Annotated in this window: 20 protein-coding genes; 11 read left to right on the top strand and 9 right to left on the bottom strand. The window is 59.7% G+C overall.

All coding sequences use genetic code 11. The annotated features are described in order from the left end of the window. Positions 1-311, top strand: a 311-nt coding sequence (locus tag L4923_RS26070; RefSeq protein WP_239370019.1) for a Rid family hydrolase, incomplete at its 5' end; no start/stop codon positions are given. Here L4923_RS26070 and L4923_RS26065 read toward each other — a convergent pair. The 3 genes from L4923_RS26065 to L4923_RS26055 form a co-directional block, all read right to left on the bottom strand. Then, positions 308-1180: a phosphonopyruvate hydrolase gene (locus L4923_RS26065; protein WP_239370018.1), complete on the bottom strand. Its 873-nt coding sequence runs from the start codon at positions 1178-1180 to the stop codon at positions 308-310. The two genes, L4923_RS26070 and L4923_RS26065, sit on opposite strands and share 4 nt — an antisense overlap. A gap of 12 nt (positions 1181-1192) precedes the next feature. Continuing rightward, a complete protein-coding gene (locus L4923_RS26060; RefSeq protein ID WP_239370017.1) occupies positions 1193-2392 on the bottom strand; it encodes a pyridoxal phosphate-dependent aminotransferase in 1200 nt (399 codons plus the stop codon). Positions 2393-2486: 94 nt separating this feature from the next. Continuing rightward, positions 2487-3410 (bottom strand): LysR family transcriptional regulator, encoded by a 924-nt coding sequence (locus L4923_RS26055; protein WP_239370025.1) that lies wholly within the window; start codon positions 3408-3410, stop codon positions 2487-2489. A 217-nt stretch (positions 3411-3627) separates the two neighbouring features. On the opposite strand from L4923_RS26055, the gene L4923_RS26050 reads away from it, so the two are divergent. The 6 genes from L4923_RS26050 to L4923_RS26025 are packed head-to-tail and all read left to right on the top strand — an operon-like array spanning position 3628 to position 9890. After that, positions 3628-4647 carry an ABC transporter ATP-binding protein gene (locus L4923_RS26050; protein ID WP_343304210.1) on the top strand — a complete coding sequence of 340 codons (1020 nt, stop codon included), beginning with the start codon at positions 3628-3630 and terminating at the stop codon, positions 4645-4647. Beyond that, complete coding sequence (locus tag L4923_RS26045) at positions 4644-5651, top strand: ABC transporter ATP-binding protein (protein WP_239370016.1); 1008 nt, start codon at positions 4644-4646, stop codon at positions 5649-5651. The genes L4923_RS26050 and L4923_RS26045 overlap by 4 nt, the downstream gene beginning before the upstream one ends. After that, positions 5648-6580: an ABC transporter permease gene (locus tag L4923_RS26040; protein ID WP_239370015.1), complete on the top strand. Its 933-nt coding sequence runs from the start codon at positions 5648-5650 to the stop codon at positions 6578-6580. The genes L4923_RS26045 and L4923_RS26040 overlap by 4 nt, the downstream gene beginning before the upstream one ends. Further along, positions 6577-7449 (top strand): ABC transporter permease, encoded by an 873-nt coding sequence (locus tag L4923_RS26035; RefSeq protein ID WP_425531011.1) that lies wholly within the window; start codon positions 6577-6579, stop codon positions 7447-7449. The genes L4923_RS26040 and L4923_RS26035 overlap by 4 nt, the downstream gene beginning before the upstream one ends. 45 nt (positions 7450-7494) lie before the next feature. Continuing rightward, a complete protein-coding gene (locus L4923_RS26030) occupies positions 7495-9054 on the top strand; it encodes an ABC transporter substrate-binding protein (protein WP_239370014.1) in 1560 nt (519 codons plus the stop codon). Then, on the top strand, positions 9054-9890 hold the full coding sequence (locus L4923_RS26025; protein ID WP_239370013.1) for a phosphodiesterase: 837 nt from the start codon (positions 9054-9056) through the stop codon (positions 9888-9890). Before L4923_RS26030 ends, L4923_RS26025 begins: the two co-directional genes overlap by 1 nt. A gap of 8 nt (positions 9891-9898) precedes the next feature. On the opposite strand, the gene L4923_RS26020 is transcribed toward L4923_RS26025, so the two are convergent. From L4923_RS26020 to aepX, 6 genes are all read right to left on the bottom strand, one after another. Next, the gene (locus L4923_RS26020; protein WP_239370012.1) at positions 9899-10825 is read right to left on the bottom strand and encodes a DMT family transporter; all 927 of its coding nucleotides are present in this window, start codon (positions 10823-10825) and stop codon (positions 9899-9901) included. Positions 10826-10827: 2 nt separating this feature from the next. After that, positions 10828-12492: an asparagine synthetase B family protein gene (locus L4923_RS26015; RefSeq protein WP_239370011.1), complete on the bottom strand. Its 1665-nt coding sequence runs from the start codon at positions 12490-12492 to the stop codon at positions 10828-10830. A 2-nt stretch (positions 12493-12494) separates the two neighbouring features. Continuing rightward, complete coding sequence (locus L4923_RS26010; RefSeq protein WP_239370010.1) at positions 12495-13190, bottom strand: CDP-alcohol phosphatidyltransferase family protein; 696 nt, start codon at positions 13188-13190, stop codon at positions 12495-12497. A 24-nt stretch (positions 13191-13214) separates the two neighbouring features. Next, the gene (locus L4923_RS26005; protein ID WP_239370009.1) at positions 13215-14009 is read right to left on the bottom strand and encodes a phosphocholine cytidylyltransferase family protein; all 795 of its coding nucleotides are present in this window, start codon (positions 14007-14009) and stop codon (positions 13215-13217) included. Positions 14010-14020: 11 nt separating this feature from the next. Continuing rightward, positions 14021-15232: an aminotransferase class I/II-fold pyridoxal phosphate-dependent enzyme gene (locus L4923_RS26000; RefSeq protein ID WP_239370008.1), complete on the bottom strand. Its 1212-nt coding sequence runs from the start codon at positions 15230-15232 to the stop codon at positions 14021-14023. 62 nt (positions 15233-15294) lie between these two features. Next, complete coding sequence (aepX, locus tag L4923_RS25995) at positions 15295-16227, bottom strand: phosphoenolpyruvate mutase (RefSeq protein WP_239370007.1); 933 nt, start codon at positions 16225-16227, stop codon at positions 15295-15297. A 283-nt stretch (positions 16228-16510) separates the two neighbouring features. On the opposite strand from aepX, the gene L4923_RS25990 reads away from it, so the two are divergent. The 4 genes from L4923_RS25990 (at position 16511) to L4923_RS25975 (ending at position 19737) form a co-directional block, all read left to right on the top strand. Next, on the top strand, positions 16511-17332 hold the full coding sequence (locus tag L4923_RS25990) for an IclR family transcriptional regulator (RefSeq protein WP_239370006.1): 822 nt from the start codon (positions 16511-16513) through the stop codon (positions 17330-17332). Positions 17333-17466: 134 nt separating this feature from the next. Next, positions 17467-18357, top strand: a complete 891-nt coding sequence (locus tag L4923_RS25985) for a substrate-binding periplasmic protein (protein WP_239370005.1) — start codon at positions 17467-17469, stop codon at positions 18355-18357. Between the two features lie 16 nt (positions 18358-18373). After that, the gene (locus tag L4923_RS25980; RefSeq protein ID WP_239370004.1) at positions 18374-19015 is read left to right on the top strand and encodes an amino acid ABC transporter permease; all 642 of its coding nucleotides are present in this window, start codon (positions 18374-18376) and stop codon (positions 19013-19015) included. Then, positions 19015-19737 carry an amino acid ABC transporter permease gene (locus L4923_RS25975; protein WP_239370003.1) on the top strand — a complete coding sequence of 241 codons (723 nt, stop codon included), beginning with the start codon at positions 19015-19017 and terminating at the stop codon, positions 19735-19737. Before L4923_RS25980 ends, L4923_RS25975 begins: the two co-directional genes overlap by 1 nt. Positions 19738-19745 lie beyond the last annotated feature (8 nt).

Genomic DNA, 19745 nt, shown 5'->3' with positions numbered 1-19745 from the left:
GCTCGGGGTTTGGCAACCTCGCATGGGCGGTTGCAACGTCCGACGACAAGGCGCTTGACCTGAAAGGTCAGATCGCCGCCGCTTTCGCCAAGATCGACCGCGTGCTTGGAGAACTAGGAACAGACCGCAGCAATTTGCTGTCGGTCACGGTCTTCCTGGCAGATATTGGTGACAAGAAAGCCTTCGATGTCGAGTGGCTGAGCTGGGTTGGCGACAACCCCCAACATTGGCCGCAACGCATGTGTATCGAAGCCACCCTCTCACCGGGAACCCTGGTGGAAATTTCGGTGGTGGCAGCGCGCCCAGGCTAGCGTAGATAACGTCGCTCGTCAGCGCGGACATCCTCCATTCCCTGCAATCGAAATATTTCGTCAACAGGCAACAGGCTTCGATGGACGTGTTGGACGCCGCCGTCCGCGATCACGCGGTGGAAGGTGTCCTTCATGGCGGTAGCGGCGGCGCGGATCGCGTAGTTGCCGTAGATGACCATGCGGATATTGCCGAGCGCGCGGATATGGTCGCTGCTGAGTTCGGGATAGGCATTGGGGACAATGACGAGCGGGATGTCGCCATCCCAGGCCTTTGAAAAGCTCTCGATCTCGCCGGGATGCTGCTTCTTCGAGTGGATCAAGATCATGTCGGCGCCGGCTTGCTCGTAGGCGCGGGCGCGGGAGAGGGCTTCTTCCTCCCCCAGTCCGGCAATCAGCGCTTCGGTGCGCGCAATGACCAGGAAGTCAGGGTCCGATCGCGTGGCAAGGGCAGCTTCGATCTTGCCCTGGAATTCTTCGGTGCGAACCAGATCGTGATGACCGTCAACCGCGAGACTTGTGACCTTCGGGAACGACTTGTCTTCAATGACGACCGCGCTTGCGCCGGCCCGCTCGTATTCCCGTACAGTGTGAATGACGTTGATCGCGTTGCCGTATCCGGTGTCGACGTCGGCGACAATCGGCAGAGAGGTTCTGCCGGCAATGGCTCGAAGCATCTCAATATGCTGGGTCATCGAGATCAGGCTCATGTCTGGAAGGCCGTAGAGAGCCGAGAGCTCGAAGCCTGATGCCCACAATCCGTCGAACCCGGCCTGCTCGGCAAGGATCGCCGACAACGGACTATGAGTAGCCATGACGTGAACCAGGCCCCGCTCGGCCATCGCGCGGCGTAACGAGGTCGCTTTGGTCATCGTGAGGTCCTTTTAAGTCAGTGCTTCGCACGCATGGATGATGCGTTTGCAAGCCAGATCGAGTTCGGTCTGCGACGAGGCGTATGAGATCCGCAGAAACGACGGTGCGAGAAAGGCCGATCCCGGCACCGCTGCAACACCGAACTGGTCGAGAAGGTAGTCCGTGAAATCGATGTCGGTGGCGATGACCTTGCCCTGCGATGTACGCTTGCCAATCAAACCGGCACATGATGGAAAGGCGTAGAAGGCGCCATCCGGGACGGAACAGCTCAGGCCAGGCGCACGAGCGAGCAAGCCGACGACAAGGTCACGCCGCTTTCGAAACTCGGCCACGAAATCCACCACGTGGTGTTGGTCGCCGCCGATAGCTTCAACCGCAGCATATTGAGAGATCGAGCTCGTATGCGATGAAGTCTGGCCCTGGATAGTGTTCATGGCCCTGATGAGGCGCTCCGGCCCGGCCGCATAACCCACCCGCCAGCCCGTCATCGCGTTTGCCTTCGAGACGCCGTTTACAATCAAAACCCGCTCGAAAAGATCTGGGGCAATTGAAAGAACTGCGGCGAATGGAACATCGTAGACAAGCTTTTCGTAGATGTCGTCCGAAAGGACGTGGACGCGCGGGTGATCTCGCAGCACTTGCGCCAACGCGGCGAGTTCGGCTGCAGAATAGACAGCGCCAGTCGGATTACACGGTGAATTCAGTATCAGCCATTTGGTGCGTTTGGTGATAGCGGCGGCCAGCGTTTCCGGCTTCAGCTTGAACCCGTTTTGGGGGTCGCACGGTGCCAGCACCGCTGTTCCGCCCGCCAAAGCGACCATGTCCGGGTAAGAAACCCAGCAAGGAGTTGGTATGATGGCTTCATCGCCGGCATCGAGGCTGGCATAAAGCGCATTGAAGATAACCTGCTTGGCGCCGCAGCCGACGGTTATCTGGTCGGTGCTGTAGTCTAGCCCATAGTCGCGGCGTAGCTTGGCGCAGATTGCCTCCCGCAGCGGTACGATGCCGGCGACAGCCGTATAGCGCGTCAAGCCTTCCCCAATAGCGCGCACACCGGCGTCGCGAATTGAAGTCGGTGTCGGGAAATCCGGCTCGCCCTGGCTGAGAACAATGACGTTGACTCCGCTGTTCCTCAAAGCGGTAGCGCGAGCGGTCATCGCCTTGGTCTCGGACGGCCGGACAACCTGGAGCCGGTTTGAAAGTATCGTCACTGCAGATGCCTCAACTTCATGTCGGGGCCGGTCTGCAGCATTTTGTTTTTGTCGATCAACTCCGGCCATCTAGCAACTGAATGCCATTCATCGACTATTTCGATACGACGCCACGCGATTTCGGTTTTCCCGGATTCTCTTTGCAAAGGCGTACGAGCCACCTGCAGAACATCCGCGCCAGGTCCAGATTTTGACTGCGGTCCACTGCATGGGCGTGATACTGCATCCCGCTCGGCGTGCGGGTGCCTTTGACGATCTCGAGCAATCCCTGCTGGATCAGGTCGCGTACGAGGACCTCTGGCGTGACCAGCAGGCTTTTCCCATGTGCTATCGCGGGAAGCGCGAGATAGTGATGGTCGTATCGAGCGCCTAATTTTATGTCGTCCTGTTTGATATCCATTCCCCGCAGCCAGGTAGGAAGGGCATCGGGACGCGAGGTGATGGAAACGATCGGAACGCGCGTCACGATATCGATCTCCTTGCCGGCCACCTGCCGGGGAGACCCGACGCAAACCAGATCCTCGTTGAGCAGGACCCATCTGTCGGAAGGCTCCGCCAGTGCCAGATCGCGCGTAATCAGCACGTCGAAATTGTCTGCGGACGTCGGTTGGGAGAGTGTGGTGATGACGTCGACCACTGCACCACCGGCTTCAGTTGAGAACGCCTGTATATTCGGGATGAGAAGTGTCGAAGCGAAGGTCGGCAGCGACGTTCGGACCAGAATGCGGTTCAGATCCGTTTGGCGGCGCTTCATGCGCTGCGCTGTAAAATAGATCGTGTCGAGCGGCTCACTGACGGCCGTTGCGAAGAGCCTTCCGAACGCGGTCAGTTCGGAATTACGTCCTCGCCGTTCGACGAGTTTGGATCCAAGGTAGTCCTCAAGCACGGCCAAATGTCTGCTTACCGCGCTTTGCGCGACTCCCAGCACGACCGCGGCGCGGGTCACGCTCTTCTCGCGCGCAATCACGGCAAAGGCCCGCACGGAATTGAGCGGCAACGATTCTTGTCCCTCGGGCAAAATACGTCTCTTTCTGAAAACGGGGCCGATCACATTGGATCGCATTTGGTTCGAATTATTCGATGATTGTCACAGGAGCGTAACAGCAGGCCGATAGCCCACAGCCATCAACAAGGCCCCGACCCCACGGTACGAATCAAATCCGCAATCGCCAGCTTTGAGGCTATGCGGCGAGGCCTGATGAGAAGCGGCAAATGCCGAATTCGAGGCGCACAACATGCAAAGTTTGACGGCACATTCTTCCGACCGGCGGCCTGATCTGCTTGCCGCGGACGTTGAGGCGAATATCTGCCGACTGGAGCATCCTCGGCCGACTTTCCGGTCAGTCATGCCGGAGGCAAACCGGAAGCGGGAGATTGCGGGGAATGGCCCCCAACGAGCGCTAGACACTGTGCCGTTGATCGACATTCGAAATCTGACCGTCACCTTTGGCGACACGCGAATCCTGCGCGGCATCGATCTTGCGATAGAACCTGGCGAAAGCGTCGGCTTGATCGGCGGAAGCGGAAGTGGCAAGTCGATAACCTGGCTTGCGGCGATGGGGCTTTTGCCGAAAACCGCACAAATTGGCGGGAGCGTTCTGCTTCGTGGAAGCGAGATACTTGGTGCACCACGCACGAGTCTGGAGCGACTCCGCGGCGGAACAATCGGGATCGTGTTTCAAGATGCCGCAGCTGCGCTCAATCCCGTTCGTAGCGTCGGTTGGCAAATCGCTGAGGTTCTTCAGCTGCATCGCGGCATGGTTGGCCAGTCGGCGCAGGATGAAGCGAAACGATTGCTCGATCTGGTTGGGATTCCGGAAGCCAGGCGACGTCTTGGCTCCTATCCATTCGAGCTTTCAGGTGGTCAGAACCAGCGTGTGATGATCGCCATGGCGCTGGCCGCGCAGCCAGCGATCCTGATCGCTGATGAGCCGACGACCGGTCTCGACGTCACCATTCAAGCTCAAATCCTCGACCTATTGCGGACGCTGCGGCGGGAGACGGGGATGGCGCTTGTCATGATTTCGCATGACCTCGGTGTCATCTCTGATGTTTGCGAGCGAACCTACGTCATGGACGCAGGCATGGTGGTCGAAGAGATTTCCGTTAGGGATCTCCACACGTCGCCGAAGCATTCTTACACGAAGCGACTGGTCGCAGCGGCACCGGCCTGGAATCTGGGCGGGCATCTAACGGATCACGCCGAATCTCCTGGCCCTGCACCGGTCCGCGCCGCAATTGAAAACGCCGCATGACGGGGATTCCGCTCATCGAGGCGCGAGACCTCATAAAAACCTATGGCTCGCGCAGGCGGCTGATTGGCGAGTCGCACCCAGTGTATGCAGTCAACGGTGTTTCACTGAAGCTTGCACGCGGCGAAACACTAGGCCTTGTAGGCGAATCTGGGTGCGGCAAATCCACCCTCGGACGCCTGATCCTCGGCCTTGAGATTGCCGATAGTGGCTCCGTAGAATTCGATGGAAGTCCTCTCGCCCGAGCCGGGAGCGCAGAATGGCGTCGGTCTCGGGCGCGGATGCAGATGGTGTTCCAGGATCCACTGTCGGCATTGGATCGCTTGCTTCCGATCGCTGCACAGATTCGCGAGCCGCTGATCATTCATAAATTCGGATCGCAGGCACAAATGAACAAGCGCGTGGGCGACCTGTTGAACGCGGTCGGCCTCACGGCTGCGCAGGGACGACGACTGCCCGGCGAATTGTCAGGTGGCCAGCGACAGCGCGCCGTGCTGGCACGGGCACTGGCGACATCGCCGGATCTGTTGGTGTGCGACGAACCTACTTCTGCATTGGATATGCTGATCCAGGCGCAGGTTCTTGACCTTTTTGCCGAAATCCAGTCGGCCTCAGGCGTGGCGATCCTCTTCATAAGCCATGATTTGCGCGCGCTGCGGCGCGTCAGCGACCGCGTGGCTGTGATGTATCTTGGCAGCATCGTCGAGGAGGGACCGGCGAAGCAGGTCCTGGAGGCGCCACGCCACCCATACACCCAGGCATTGATTTCATCCGTACCGGGTGTCGGCGGATTGAGCCCGAACCGCATTCTGCTGAGGGGCGAGCCGCCAAGCCCTACACAACGGCGGCCTGGGTGCGCATTTCAGCCTCGCTGCGCAGGCGCCGTCCACGCTTGTAATCATACAGCTCCAACCCTTCTTCCCGTTTCCAACCCCTCCCATCGCGTGGCGTGCCATTTGTTGCATCCGGGCGGTGAGCCAGCCTCCATCGCAAGGCCAGTCGCATGACGTTCCTGGTCGTACGGTTGGCACGCGCCTTGCTCACCATCTTGATAGTCGTCAGCTTCGCCTTTGTCGTGCTTCGACTGTCAGGCGACCCAGCACTGGCCATTCTCACCAATGAAGCGCCACCTGAAGCACTGTTGGCCTTTCGACAGTCCTGGGGCCTCGACGAGCCTATTCTCGTTCAGTACTTCAACTATCTTCGCACCATATTCAGTGGCGATCTTGGAATGTCGATGCGCGATGGGCGCGATGCATTCACCGTTGTCGCTGAGCGCATTCCAATCACGCTGGCAATAACCGTTCCAGCCCTCATGCTCAGCATCATGATCGGCGTTACTGCTGGCATATGCGCCGCATTCAATCCAAACAGCCGCCTGGACCGTAGCATAATGTTGGGTGCGGTTGCTGGGTTCACAGTTCCGTCTTTCGTCTTGGGCCTCCTGCTCGTGCTCGTGTTTTCAGTGTGGTTCGGCGTCCTGCCATCGGGCGGAGCCCAACGTTGGACGAATGCGATCCTTCCGATCGTAACACTCGGCGTAGGTAGCGCTGCAACGCTTGCCCGTTATACCCGCGCTGCGCTGCTTGAGGTCCTGGACCGACCCTATGTCCGTACAGCGAGTGCGAAAGGTGTGCCCTGGTGGCAGACGATCTTGTGCCACGCCTTGCCGAATGCCGCCATTCCTATGGTGACGATCCTGGGGTTCCTCGTCGGACAGCTCATCGCCGGCGCCGTGGTCGTCGAAAACGTGTTCTCCTGGCCGGGTGTCGGTCGTTTGCTCGTCGCGTCGGTCGCGAGCCGTGACCTGGCCGTGGTTCAATGCCTATTGTTTTTCGTGGCGGCAACGATGATCGCCGCAAACATCGCCACCGATATCCTCTACAGTCTGTTTGATCCGCGCCTCCGCGCCTCGGCTAATAGAGGTGGCGCGTGAGCGACGCCGTCAAACAAGAAGAGCATGCTGGGATAGGACCGCGTCGCCTTCCTGCCGCGAGCATATGCTGCGCGATCGGATGGCTCGGGCTGCTGCTGGCGGTGGGTCTGTTCGGTCCTTGGCTGGCGCCCTATGACCACACGGCAATAGATCTACTCGACCGGTTGGCGCCGCCGATCGGATTTGGTGGCAGTCTTTCGCATCCCCTCGGAACCGACGAACTCGGCCGCGATCTGCTTTCCCGCCTGTTGGTGTCGATCCAGATGAGTGTCCTGATCGCTTGCGGCGCGACCCTGTTAGGCGCCGTTCTGGGCACGTTGCTGGGCTTTCTGGCTGCGCACATGCGAGGCACGGTCGAACAGATAATCCTGGCACTGGTCGATTTCCAAGCGACAATGCCGTTCCTCATTCTGGCTTTGGCGATCCTGGCTTTCATAGGCAACTCGCTGCCTATCTTCATGGGACTTTTGGCCCTGCACGGCTGGGAGCGCTATGCGCGCATCGCGCGCGGCCTGGCCCTCGGCGCCAACGCCCAAGGGTATGCTGGCGCGGTCTGGCAACTCGGGGCAAGCCCGGTACGGATCTACCTCTTCCATATTCTCCCCAATGTAATGGCGACGCTGATTGTCTCGATGACCATCGCGTTTCCCGAGATCGTGTTGGTGGAAAGCGGATTGAGTTTCCTGGGCCTCGGCGTCCAGCCGCCCGCCACGTCGCTTGGTTCGATGGTCGGCTACGGCCGAGACTATCTCGCAAGCGCGCCATGGATTCTCATCATTCCTGCAGCGACCATTTCGACGATGGCGTTGTCAGTATCACTTCTCGGGGACTGGCTTCGCGATCGATTCGAAAGAACCGGGTTGCGATAGGCGGCCTCGATCTCCGTAAACAATGACCTCAGCAGGAGCGCTTCCATGCCGATCACCAGAAGGACGTTGATGAAGACCGCGGCGGCGAGTGTCGCGCTTTCAGCCCTTGCCAGGCCCGCGCTGGCCGACAAGGGCAGACCCGGCATTGTGGTGGCCGTGCCAGCCCAGCCCGACTTCACCGATCCGATCATGGCCAACAATACGCCGACTTTGCGCACGCTCTACAATGTCTACGACGGGCTGTTGCGATTGGACTACAACGACAATTTGAAGGTCGTGCCGGCTCTCGCCCAAAGCTGGCGGATGCTGAACCCGACTACGCTGGAATTCGCTCTGCGGCCGAATGTCAAATTCCATGACGGCTCGACGATGACCGCTGATGATGTCGTTTTTTCGCTGAGCGAAGCGCGCCGTAAAGGACCTGAGGGGAAGGGCGCCACGGTAGCTGCTCAATACCAGCGCACGATCGACAATGTTGTCGCCACGGACGGCCGGACTGTTCAAATCACAACCAAGGCCCCGGATCCGGCGCTCGAGAAGAAGCTGGCAGCCTGGGCGTGCCAGATCGTAAGCAGGGCCGCATTCGAGAAGGCCGGAAGTTGGCAAGCCTGGTTTCAGGCTCCGATCGGAACCGGACCTTACAAGATCAGAGAGAACCGCAAGGATGTCGGCCTGATCCTTGAAGCGCACGATGACTACTGGGGCGGCCGTCCACCGTTTCAGCGGATCGAGTTTCGTGTCGTTCCCGAGAGCGCATCGAGGGTCAACGGCTTGCTGGCTGGAGATTACGACCTGATCTCTGATTTGCCGCGTGATCAGTTCGATGCCATTGGGGCGAATGATGCGCTCGACCTGCTGGGAGGGGCAATCCTTAACATGCGGATTCTGGCGATCGACACCACGGCCCCATGGCTCTCCGACCCGAACATTCGCAGAGCGATGAGCCTCGCCATAGATCGCGAGTTGATCGTCAAGCAGCTGTGGGCCGACCGCATTGCAGTTCCGAACGGTGCGCAATATCCGATCTTCGGCGACGTCTACATTCCGCAGTTTCCAGCGGTTGGTTATGACCCAAAACGGGCGACCGAGCTGGTCAAGGCCTCCGGTTACGGTGGTGAACCGATCCCCTACAGGTTGCTCAATAACTGGTATCCCAACCAGGTGCTGACAGCGCAGGTTTTGGCCGAGATGTGGAAAACGGTCGGCCTCAACGTCACCCTCCAGCCGATGGAGAATTTCAGCCAAGTCTACCAGAAGCCAATCGGCGCCGTGTGGGACGAGTCTATCGTACCTGCCTGGCCCGACCCGACTGCAATGGTGTGGCGGCAATACGGACCTGGCGGCGGCCTAAACAAGCTCGCGATCTGGAATTCGCCCGAGTACCAGCAGATCGGTGTCCAATTCGAGCAAAGCACCGATAGCGACGCGCGGCGTAAACTGCAGCAGCGATCGCTCGACATCATCGCCGATCAGGTGCCATTCATTATCCTGCACAGCAACGGAGGCTTTTACGCCAAGAAAAGGACCGTTGCCTGGGCGCCATATCCCGCACTGCCGATGGATTTCGGACCGTTCAATCCGGCCACAGATTTGCGCGGCATCTGATGATCAAGATCATTCAAATCACCGATATCCATCTCGTGCCGCCCGGAACGGAGTTGCGGCGACTTGATCCGGAGCGACGCTTTCGCGATTGCCTGGAACAGATCGAGAGCGAACACAATGATGCCAGGGCGGTGGTCATCTCCGGTGACCTCGCCGACAATGGCGACCGCCCGTCCTATGAGCTGCTGCGCGACATCCTCGCCGACTATCGATTGCCGCCGGTTTATCTGACGCTGGGCAATCACGATCGACGGACGACATTTTCGCGTGTGTTCCCCGGCGCATTGGATGCCCGAACGGGGGCGGCCCAGGCGCAGATCGACTTCGGCTCGCAACAGGGGCTTGTCCTCGACACTTGGATCGAAGGAGAGCATGCCGGCAGGCTATGCGAGCGGCGGCTGGATTGGCTCGCTGAACGATTGCGACTGGATCCGCGGCCCGCCCTTTTGTTCATGCATCATGCGCCGCTACGGGTAGCCTTGAAGCGGATCGATCAAATTCCGCTTCTGAGCGATAACGAGCTTTGGGAAACGCTTGCGCCGTTCCGGGAGCGTATTCGGCACATGTTTTTCGGGCACATGCACCGCAATGTCAGCGGTTCGTGGCGAGGGATTCCTTTCACCGTGCTTTCCGGAACAACGCATCATGGCATGCTGGATTTCCAGACCGAGCTGATCCGAGACACCATACTCGATCCCTTCTATGCCGTTATCCTGGTCGACGATCGAGATATCGTCGTGCACTTCAATCAGGTCCGATTGCACTGGGATGCGGCGACCCGAGGACCCGGCCCGACCAACGCGACTAAACTGGAGAAATCAGAGATTCTTGCTTGAGCAGGGATCTACGATCGATCACCATCCACCACCCGATGTTGGGCAGCCATGGCGGCAACGCCCGTCAGCACCAGGGCGAGCCCTGTAAATTGTATCGCAGTCAGGTCTTCGCCGAAGCAAAAGAAGCCGATGGCGACGCCTATCGGCACACGCAGATAGGATTGGGCGGTGGTTACGACCGAACCCAGAGATTTGAGAAGCTTGAAGTAGAGTACGAAGCCGATCGTGGTGGGAAAAATCACCAGTGCTACCAGGCCAAGAAGTGACCTTGAGGATGGTGAAACCTGCCACCCGTCGTCGAGGATGAAGCTGAGCGGGATCAAAACGACTGCACCGCACAGCAGAGAACCTGCTGCAGGCGCTGTTGGATCGAGATGGCGGAACCGCCAGCCGAGAGTTGCGGAGAATGCGAAGCAAATGGCCGCGCCAACCACCGCGATTTGCTGCGGTAATCCGTTGAGCCATGCGCCGTGAGAATTCTGACCGACAATAAGGACAACGCCTAAAAGGCCAAGAACGACCCCGGCCATTCGCTTGGCGCTGGACACCTCATGTCGGGTGATGAACACGCCGATCAAGAAGGTAAATACGGGCGTGGTGGAACTCAGGATCGTGACGACTGACGTGTCGATTGTCTGTTGGGCCCAGGCAATCAGCGTGTAGGGGATTACGCTGTTGAAACAGGCCTGTATCGCGAGTGCCGCCCAGGCTTGCCGGGTCCTCGGCAGGCTGATGTGCTGGTAGGCCATGAATACTAGGAGGATCGCACACGCCATGGCGGTGCGCCAGGCGACCAGTGTCAGCGGCGGAATTGTCTCGACGGCGATCTTGATTAAACCGAATGTTGCGCCGGAGAAGCATGACATCAAGAGCAGCAACGCGTAGTCGTTGACGGTGCCTCTTGCAGCGATGGCCTGGGGCTGTGAGGCCAACATCATCATTCGCCTGCTATGGACAGCGGGGCTTCGTGCTGGGTAGTCGTGGCAACACCGTCGACGAACTTCCGGCACCAGATTTCAAACAGGATCGCGTTCCAGGCATATCTGAAGTTTGTCGGTGTTAGCGCGTATCGCACATCCGCTTTGATTTCCTCGACTGAGGAAGGGTCAAGCACGCCGCGACGCCGTACTGATTTTCCCGACAGGTAGTGTTCGACCAATTCGAGCAGCATGGTCTGCATCTCCGCATCGTAGCGGAGATGCTGGATGCCCTTTCGACGGTAGCGGATCGATGCCGGCAAGACGGAGCGCAATGAACGTCGAAACAGCCGCTTCACCCCAAAGATGTTAACCTTGTCGGCATCGCGCATGCACAGGGCGAATTCGATAAGCTGCTTGTGCGCAAATGGTGCACGCAGCTCGATGCCATAGTGCCGAGCCAGCAGCGTCTGGGCACCGGTGCGCTCATCCCAAGCATCAAGGTCGGATTTGAGCGCCTCAAACAGTGTCGAGGCATGTCCGAGCCAGTGCCGGAACCCAGCTGAAGCGCCGCCATAACCGATGACTGAACAGGGTTCAGAACCGGGTTGCGCCTTATGATGAATACCGTGGTCGACGGCGCGCCCGATACCCAAGGGTCGCAGGTAACGCTCCAGCGTCTTGTGACGCCAGAGCCGGCGATGGGTCGACATACCGGCGAAGATCGCATCACTGACGTTGCCGGAATAGAGCACATCGACATGCTTGGCAGCCAGACTCCAGAGCGCGCTCAGACATGGCAGTTCGTCGTAGCCGCCAGGATTGCCCAGAATTGCCACGGTCTCTTCGATATGATCGCGAACTTCCGATGGGCCTACGAACAGTTCGTGGTGGGACGTTCCAAAATAGGCGGCCGTGGCGCGCGCACCACGAATTTCGGGGTCGTCCGGACCATAACCAACGGTGAAAGTATCAAGGCTTTCGCCAGGATGGGCCTCACGCAACAGGGCAGTGATGGCCGCTGAATCGATGCCACCGCTCAGCGCGACGCCGATCCGCCGGCTATCTGTCGGGCCGCTGTCGCGGACCGCTTGCCGGACCTTGGAAAGAAGGGTCTTCGGCTCGGACGCGTGCACTGGCAAAGGGTAATCGCCGGGTCTTGGGTGCAAGCGGTGGGCTGTCTGTGCTTCCGGCGTGAAAACCTCGAGGTAGCCTGGCCTTGCCGGTTTGACCGCCTTGAGGAAGGTCGTGAAGGGTGGGGCCCAGCCTTCCCGCAGGAAATAAGCGATGGCCGCTTGATCATAGTCGGTGGTTAGCCCTTCCAGTTGCAAAAGGTCTGCCATGGAAACGGAATAAGCCAGCCAGTTCCGCACGTGGGCCCTGTAAAGGGGAATCGTCCCGAATGGATCGCGCGCCAGATATGCGGTCCTGCTGGTGCTGTCGAAAAGCGCTATGGCGTACTGCCCGTCCAGGCAATCGAAGGCAGCAATGCCGGTCTGCGTGAACATTTCGAGGAAGCTGGCCGGTTCGAAATCGACCGAACCCGCTCCCCTCAAAAGGCGCGGCCGGCCCGAGACCTGGAGTGACAAGCCGTCGGCTTCGATCGCCAGCTCGGGACCTGCGGCCGGCTTTCGGAGTTCGGCATTGCCGGGCGCGGTTGCATCAAACTCTATGACGGCGAACATGATCAGCGCCCAGGAACATTCATCACGAGGTCTGTTGGGGGCTGTGACGCGAGATTTTCGGCCTGGCCTGCCCTGAGCCAAGGCGTCTGGCCGACCCGCCAAGGTCCAAACGCAAGCGCGAGCGAGGCGGCAACGCAGAAGACCGTCACCACCAGGTACATGGCCCCGGCCGTCTTTGGAATCCGGACCGGCGTGACGTGCAAAGCCGCGATCGCAAGCACGACAAAGGCCAGGAGCTCGGGGAATGCGACAGCCGGGATGAAGGGGCGGGCCAGGAACATCACCGCCGTCACGGGCAACGCATAGGTGGTCGGAACGCCAATGAACCGCCCGCCGGGCGAGCCGAAGACATTGAAATAGCTCAAGCGCAGCGCGCTGGCCAAAGACAGCGTTGCCGCGGCGGCGATGGACAGCAGCGATCCTTGCCCAACGGCGATCAGGGTGACGGCGGGAAAAATGCCCGCGCTCACCAGATCCGCTAATGAATCGAGGTTCTTTCCAACCTCGCCCGTTTCGGATGCTCGCCCAATGGTGCGCTTGGCCACAACGCCGTCGAGATGGTCGGCCAGCAGCGCCCAGAGCGCTATCGCGACGCCTATTTCGAGTTGGCCGGCAAGCACAAAGCTAATGCCGATGACGGACAGGACCAGACCTATTCCGGTGATGGCGTTCGCAGGGTCGACAAGTTGACGAAGCATGTGCGTTCCTCCTCGGGGCGATCCTCAAGAGGCCTGCGACAAGACAGGCAGTTCGGGGGTGGCGAAGAGGCTTTCCGCCATTCTCAGATCAGCCTGGTTGTCGATCTCGTACCATTTGACGCTGTCGCAACGTGCTGCCGTAAGATTCATGCCGCGGGCGATCAGCCGCGCGAGCACCTGTTCGGTGTAGGTGGTGCCTGCTCCCGTGCCGATCAGGTCGTCGAGGGCAGGGACGATGACATTTGAAAGGGTCGCACGGGAGAACCGAAACAGGTTGAGCGTTTTGAACAGGCGAGGGCCACCCATCTGGTTGAGATCGGCGGCCGTCTGCCGCATGCGAACTTCAGCAATCGTGCCTTGCGGGCCGAGCACGACGGCCGAGCCTTCCATCTCTTCGGTGAAGGGCGCCACCGCAGCCACATCTCCGGCACCGGAGGCCATGAGGGACACCAGGGCCTGCCGCTCAAAGAAGACGTCTCCTTCAAGCAGGAAGATGTCGCCGCTCAGCAGGGTGTGACGGGCAAGCCAGAGCGAATAGGCGCTGCCGGTGCGGTCGTAGACGGTGGACTCGACATAGTCGATGTCGACACCGGCAAACCGATCGCCACAGGCGTACTCGATTGCATCCTTCCGGTAACCGACGACGATGGTGGCCGATCTGACCCCCATCGCGCCAAGGTGACGCAAGGCGTTGTGGATGATCGAAACGCCGAGGACCTCCACCAAAGGTTTCGGCCGGAAGTCGGTCAACGGCTTCAGCCGCGAACCCATCCCCGCAGCCAGGATGACAGCGCTCTTGGGTACTTCGTTCCTGAACATGACAGCTTTCCTTAAGCTACGTTGCGAGATGGGCTGGTCCACGCGTCAACCGTTTCGACGAGCCGTTCCAAGCCCCGCGTGAGTTTGTTGTGATCAATGCCGTAGGAGAGGCGGAGACCCATTGGGTCCCCGAAGGCGCTGCCCGAAACGCCGGCGACGCCAGCCTCGGCGAGCAGGGCGTTGACGGCATCGTCCGCGGTTCGCGGTGCGGTGGAAATCGCCCCGCGCTGCGCAAGGCCACTGAGGTCGAGATAGAAGTAAAACCCGCCCTGCGCCTTTGGCGGTGGCGCGATGGCTTGGCGAGACAGAATGTCGAGCCCAAGCCGACGCGCCAGCGTCAGCTGGTCGAAGAGACGTCTTTCATAGCTGCCGTCGCCGTGCCGCAGATGTTCCAGCACGGCGTGCTGCGCGATCACGTTCGGGTTCGACGTCGTGTGGGACTGCAGTGCTTTGACGGCATCTATCACGCTCTTTGGCGCGGCCAGGTAGCCAATTCGCCAGCCCGTCAGAGCAAGCGTCTTGGAGAATGCATTGATGATGATGGTACGCGAGCGCGCCTCCGGCACGAGCGAGACGATCGGATGATGGACATGCGGCGCATGCGCGAAGGCGCCATAGCATTCGTCAAAGATGATCCAGAGATCATGGCGGATCGCCAGATTGGCGATCAGCTCGAGCGTGGTCTGGTCATAGACGACGCCCGTCGGGTTGCTGGGGCTGTTGACGACGATCGCGCGCGTCTTCGCCGTAATGGCGCGTTCGAGTTCCTCGGGCTTCGGAACAAAGCCGTTGTCGCGCGTATCGACATGCACCGGCCGCCCGCCGGCAATCAAAACCTGCGCCGGGAAGGTCGTCCAGTAGGGGCTTGGGATGATGACTTCATCGCCGGGGTCCAGCAGCACCATCGCCGTGTTGAACAATGCCTGCTTGGCGCCGCTGGTGACCGCGATTTCGTCCGCCTGCCAGACCTGCCCGGTTTCCCGAGAGACCTTTGCGGCAAGTGCTTCGCGCAGTTCACGAAGCCCGACCGTATCGGTATACCGGTTCTCGCCCCGTTCGATTGCGGCGAGCGCTCCCTCGCGAATGCGCGGCGCCAGGTCACACCATATTTCTCCGGCCGTGAGGTCGATGACCTCCTTGCCGGCATCGGCCGCCGCCTTGGCGGCCGCGCGAGCGGCAGCCGTCCCCGACGACGCAAAAAGCTTCGTACGCTGTGCCAACATGGTCGGCCCTCATAAAGTTGCATCTGATGTTTGTGGGTCTGGTGTCCTGACCCGACCGGAAGCTATTCCGCGGCGACCGCGACCGAGGGAAGGTATCGTCCCTCGGCTTCCGCCAGCTCGCGGTAGTTGAGCAGGTCGAACACATCATCCAATGTGGCGACCTCGTTTTCGATGCCGGCGATCGTCTCTTCGCGCAGGATGCGTTCGCACACCTGGCGCATGGCTAGAACGGCCGCACGCATGTTGTGGTTGGCCCAGATGACCGTCGAGATCTTGGCTGCGCGATATTCATCGACGGGTGTGCGGTAATATTTCGTCGGCACAATCACCAGCGGAAGCCGATTGCTCCAATCCTTCGCGAAGGAAAGGATTTCGCTGGCGTCTGCCTTGCGCGAGTGGATGAGTATCGCATCGGCGCCGGCATCTGCGTAAGCATGCGCGCGCATCAACGCTTCTTCCTGGCCGTAACCCGCGATAAGTGCCTCGACACGCGCAACCAGGACGAAGTCTTCGGAAGCCAGCGTATCTTTAACCGCACGCAGCCGCCCGCAAAATTCACTGACTTCCGCCAGCGGATGCCGGTCGCCGACAAAAGAGTTCATCTTGGGAAAGCCTTTGTCTTCGAGGCAGATGCCGGCGGCGCCGTGCTGGAAGAGCTTCTTCGCCGCAAGCCTGGCATTGTTGAAATTGCCAAACCCACTATCGCCGTCGACCAGGATGGGGATTGAAGCGGCATCGGCCATCCGCTCCACGACTTCAACCAGCTGTGTCCACGATGCTTCGTTGGCGTCCCGGTAGCCAAGGCTGGACGCAATCGACAAACCAGAGGCCCAAAGCCCCTTAAACCCAGCGCGCTCCGCGATGGTCGCGGACAAAGCGTCATGCGCCTCCATGACAAAACTCAGGCTGTTGGCCTGAATTATTCCCCGCAAACTTGGCTTGGCCGCGGCCGAAACCGCGGTGTCGGAAAGACCTGCTTCTCCTGCATGCGCCATGGAATGCTCACTCCCAGTTTGAGGTGCGTTCGCGTTCGTATCGACGGCTCGGACTTCAGGCGTTTTTGGCAGCCTCCATCCGAAGCCGACCGATTGGGAAGCTCCCCGGAGGGCTTGAGCGTCACCGAACTGTCACACGATATTCACACCACATTGTGGTTGTCAAACAGAAAAATATCCAAACTATGGATTAGCCGACGCAAGAAAAAACAGCAGCAGGCTTGTCAAGCCGGTTGGCATGGGGCATTGGGAAGGTATCGGTTTTTGAAAATACGCGCGGTGGATGCCAAAAGCAGTCGAGGAAATGGAACAGGCGAGCGGAACGCAACTTTTGGATCGCGCAGTCGCGGTGCTGAAGTTCGTCGGCGAAACAGCTGGAGCCGCGGGCACTACCATCTCCGAGATCAGCGACGGGCTGAATCTCAAGCAGCCAACAGCGCACCGGATCGCCGTCGCCCTTGAGCGTCATGGCTTGATCGATCGGGATACGCTCACCAAACGTTACCGGCTCGGCCTCGGGCTTTTCGTGCTGGGTGTTCACGCTGCCGACGAGTCCGGGCTGCGAACCCTGGCACAGCCCGCGCTGACACGGATCGGTGCAGCCACGGGCGATACAGTCTTTTTGATGGCGCGATCGGGTGTGAATGCGATCTGTGTGGATCGTCACCAAGGCAGCTATACGATCGACAGCCTTACCGGCGGAATAGGGGGGCAGATCCCGCTTGGGGTCGGATCGGCCAGTTTGGCCATCCTCGCTTCACTGCCCTCAGAAGAAGCAGACGCCATCATTGAGGCAAATTCGCCGCTTTATCCGCAGCATCATGGGCTGACTGCGGGCCGCGTCCGCAGTTTGCTGCCGGCGGTGCGTCAAGAAGGATACGCGCTCGACCGAGGGGACCTGGTGGCGGGGATCTCGGCGTTTGCCGTGGCGATCTGCCCAAAGGGCAGGCCAAGTGGTGTCGCAATCGCCGTAAACATGACCAGTGCCAGGCTGTCTCCGGAGCGGTTCGAGCAATTGCTTCCGCTGGTCAGGCGAGAAGTGCAACTGCTCGAAATGCAGATCAACCCGCTGGAAATAACGTTCCGCCAACGTCCAAGCAGGTGAAGCGCAAAGCGCACGCCATCGCGTTTTTGTGACATGCCGAGCACGTTTACAAGTAAGCCGGCAAGTATTAGACTTAACTCACATTACGGATATCGATGGGCTGATTTCCCCTCTCGCATGGAGTGATGGGGCAGATGATTTATGCTCGGCTTGTTGTTCGGATTTGCCTGGGTGTCGCGTTCTGGACGCTGACGGCCACGCTGTTTTCGAAGGCCGGCTCTGACCCAGAACGCTATCAGCTGAGCGAGCCTGACACCCTAAGCGTTGCGGTCACGGGCGATATGCCGGGGCTTGTCGCAGATGATGGTGCACTGTCAGGATACGACGGCGAAATCCTGCACAGGGCCGCGGCCAAACTTGGCCTCAAGATCAAGCCGGTTCCGATGGAATGGTCCGGTGCCATCGCTGCCACCCAGTCAGGGCGCGTTGACATCATCGGCGGCAACGTTGCCTGGACGCGGCAGCGCGCCGACGTCCTGACCATGACCGACCCCACGGCTTATTTCCAAAACGGCATCACCCAGAAGATCGGCCAGAATTGGAACAGCCTGGCAAACCTGGAGAACAAGAAGGTCGGGTCGATGATCGGCTTTGGCTTTCTGGTTGAACTGAGAAGACTGCCCGGCCTGCAACTGACGCTCTATGACACACCGGATGCGGCAATGCGTGATCTCGTAATCGGCAGGATAGACGCGATGATCGGCGACCCGCCAGCCATCGACTATGCGATATCGCGCAATTCGAAGTGGCAGCTTCACACGATCCCCTTCGTGGACAACAATCCGGCTTTCCCGTTGTTGACGAGTACCGGCCGGCAATATGTTTTCGGCCTCTCCAAGAACAACCAGGCACTCGCCGAGGATCTCAGTCGAGAGATCAGGCTGCTGTGGTCGAGCTGCGAAGTCAGGGTTATCGGCAAGCGCTACGGCCTGGTGAGCGATACGACCTTCACACCGTCAACTGACAATTTTCGCGCCGGCGTCGATAGGCCCACCGGTTGGGCTGCTCCGCGTTGTCCGCAATAGCCGGCGGGCATGAGCTGTGGTTGACCTCGGCGTTGTTTTGTCAGTCCTGCTGGATGGCGCGAAGATCAGCGTGATCATCGCCGTCGGTGCGCTTGCGCTGGCGGTTGCCCTCGGCTTTGCATTGGCTTCCGCGAGTTTTTTGCTCCGATCGCAGGCACTGGACGCGGTCATCACGGTATATGCCGAGGTGCTTAGAAACATACCCAGCCTTGTCTGGTTGCTTCTGGTGTATTTTGGCCTGTCCCATCTCGGAATCCGACTTCCGCCCGTGACGGCCGCGACGGTCGGGCTGGGTGTCATAGGGTCGGCAATGCTTGTGGACACCTTCACAGCTTCATTCCGGTCGGTCGCAGCGAGCCACAATGAGCCCGCACTTGCGCTTGGACTTTCACGTTTTTTGACCTTCCGGCTGGTGATCGTTCCCAATTCATGGCGAATAAGCCTTCCGCCGCTCGGGAATTATGCCGTGGCCCTTGTCAAGGACACCACGCTTGCAGCCGCAATCGCAGCCCCGGAATTGATGTTCCAGGCGCGTACCCTGGTGAATAGAACATTCGAAACGGGCCTGATCTATGGGCTGGCAGCAGCCATCTATCTCGGCGTCGCTTTCATTTTGTTGCGCGTGACAAGATGGGCCGAACACGTGGCGAGCCACTGATGGGCGACATTGCGATACATCTTGCCGACTGGGGACCGCGACTGTTCGAGGCTGCCATCCTGACCCTCGTTTTGACCGCAGCCAGTTTTTCGGGTGCGTTCGCCCTTGGTCTTATCTTGGAAGCCATGAGGACGTCGCGCTGTGCGGGACTTCGACACGTCGTCGGCTGCTACATTTGGGTGCTGCGCGCCGTACCGCTGCTGATCGTTCTCTACCTGCTTTATTTCGTTCTCCCCGACCTGGGCATAACTCTTTCCCCTTTGCTTACGGGCACGATCGGCCTTGTCCTTGTGCACGGCGCCTATATGGCGGAGATTTTTCGTGCCGGAATGCAGGCGATAGAGCAAGGTCAATGGGAGGCAGCACGCGCCCTTGGACTGACGCGTCTGCTGTGTCTGCGGCTCGTTGCCATCCCTCAAGCAATACGCCACATGTTTGGACCGCTGATCGTTGCCGCGATCTCAGTGCTCAAGGACAGTTCCGTGTGCGCGCTGATCGGTGTCAACGAGCTGACGTTGACGTCGCGCGCCATTATGTCCGAAACGTTCATGCCGCTGCATGTCTTCCTGTTGGCAGGCCTTTTTTACCTCGCGCTAGGCTGGCCGGCGTCGATGCTGGCGCGCGCCGTCGAGCGCCGGATGAACGTCAGATCAGCTGTCCGCCATACGACCCGGTTCCGCGCGTCCAAGGCGCAGGCGTGTCTGGCCTCTTTGGCTCGGTGAGGATGTCA

The sequence above is a fragment of the Terribium retamae genome, assembly GCF_022347545.1.
Taxonomy (GTDB): Bacteria; Pseudomonadota; Alphaproteobacteria; order Rhizobiales; family Rhizobiaceae; genus Mesorhizobium; species Mesorhizobium retamae.
Note: the sequence above shows the minus strand (reverse complement) of the source record. Positions and strands in the feature narration are given on the sequence as shown.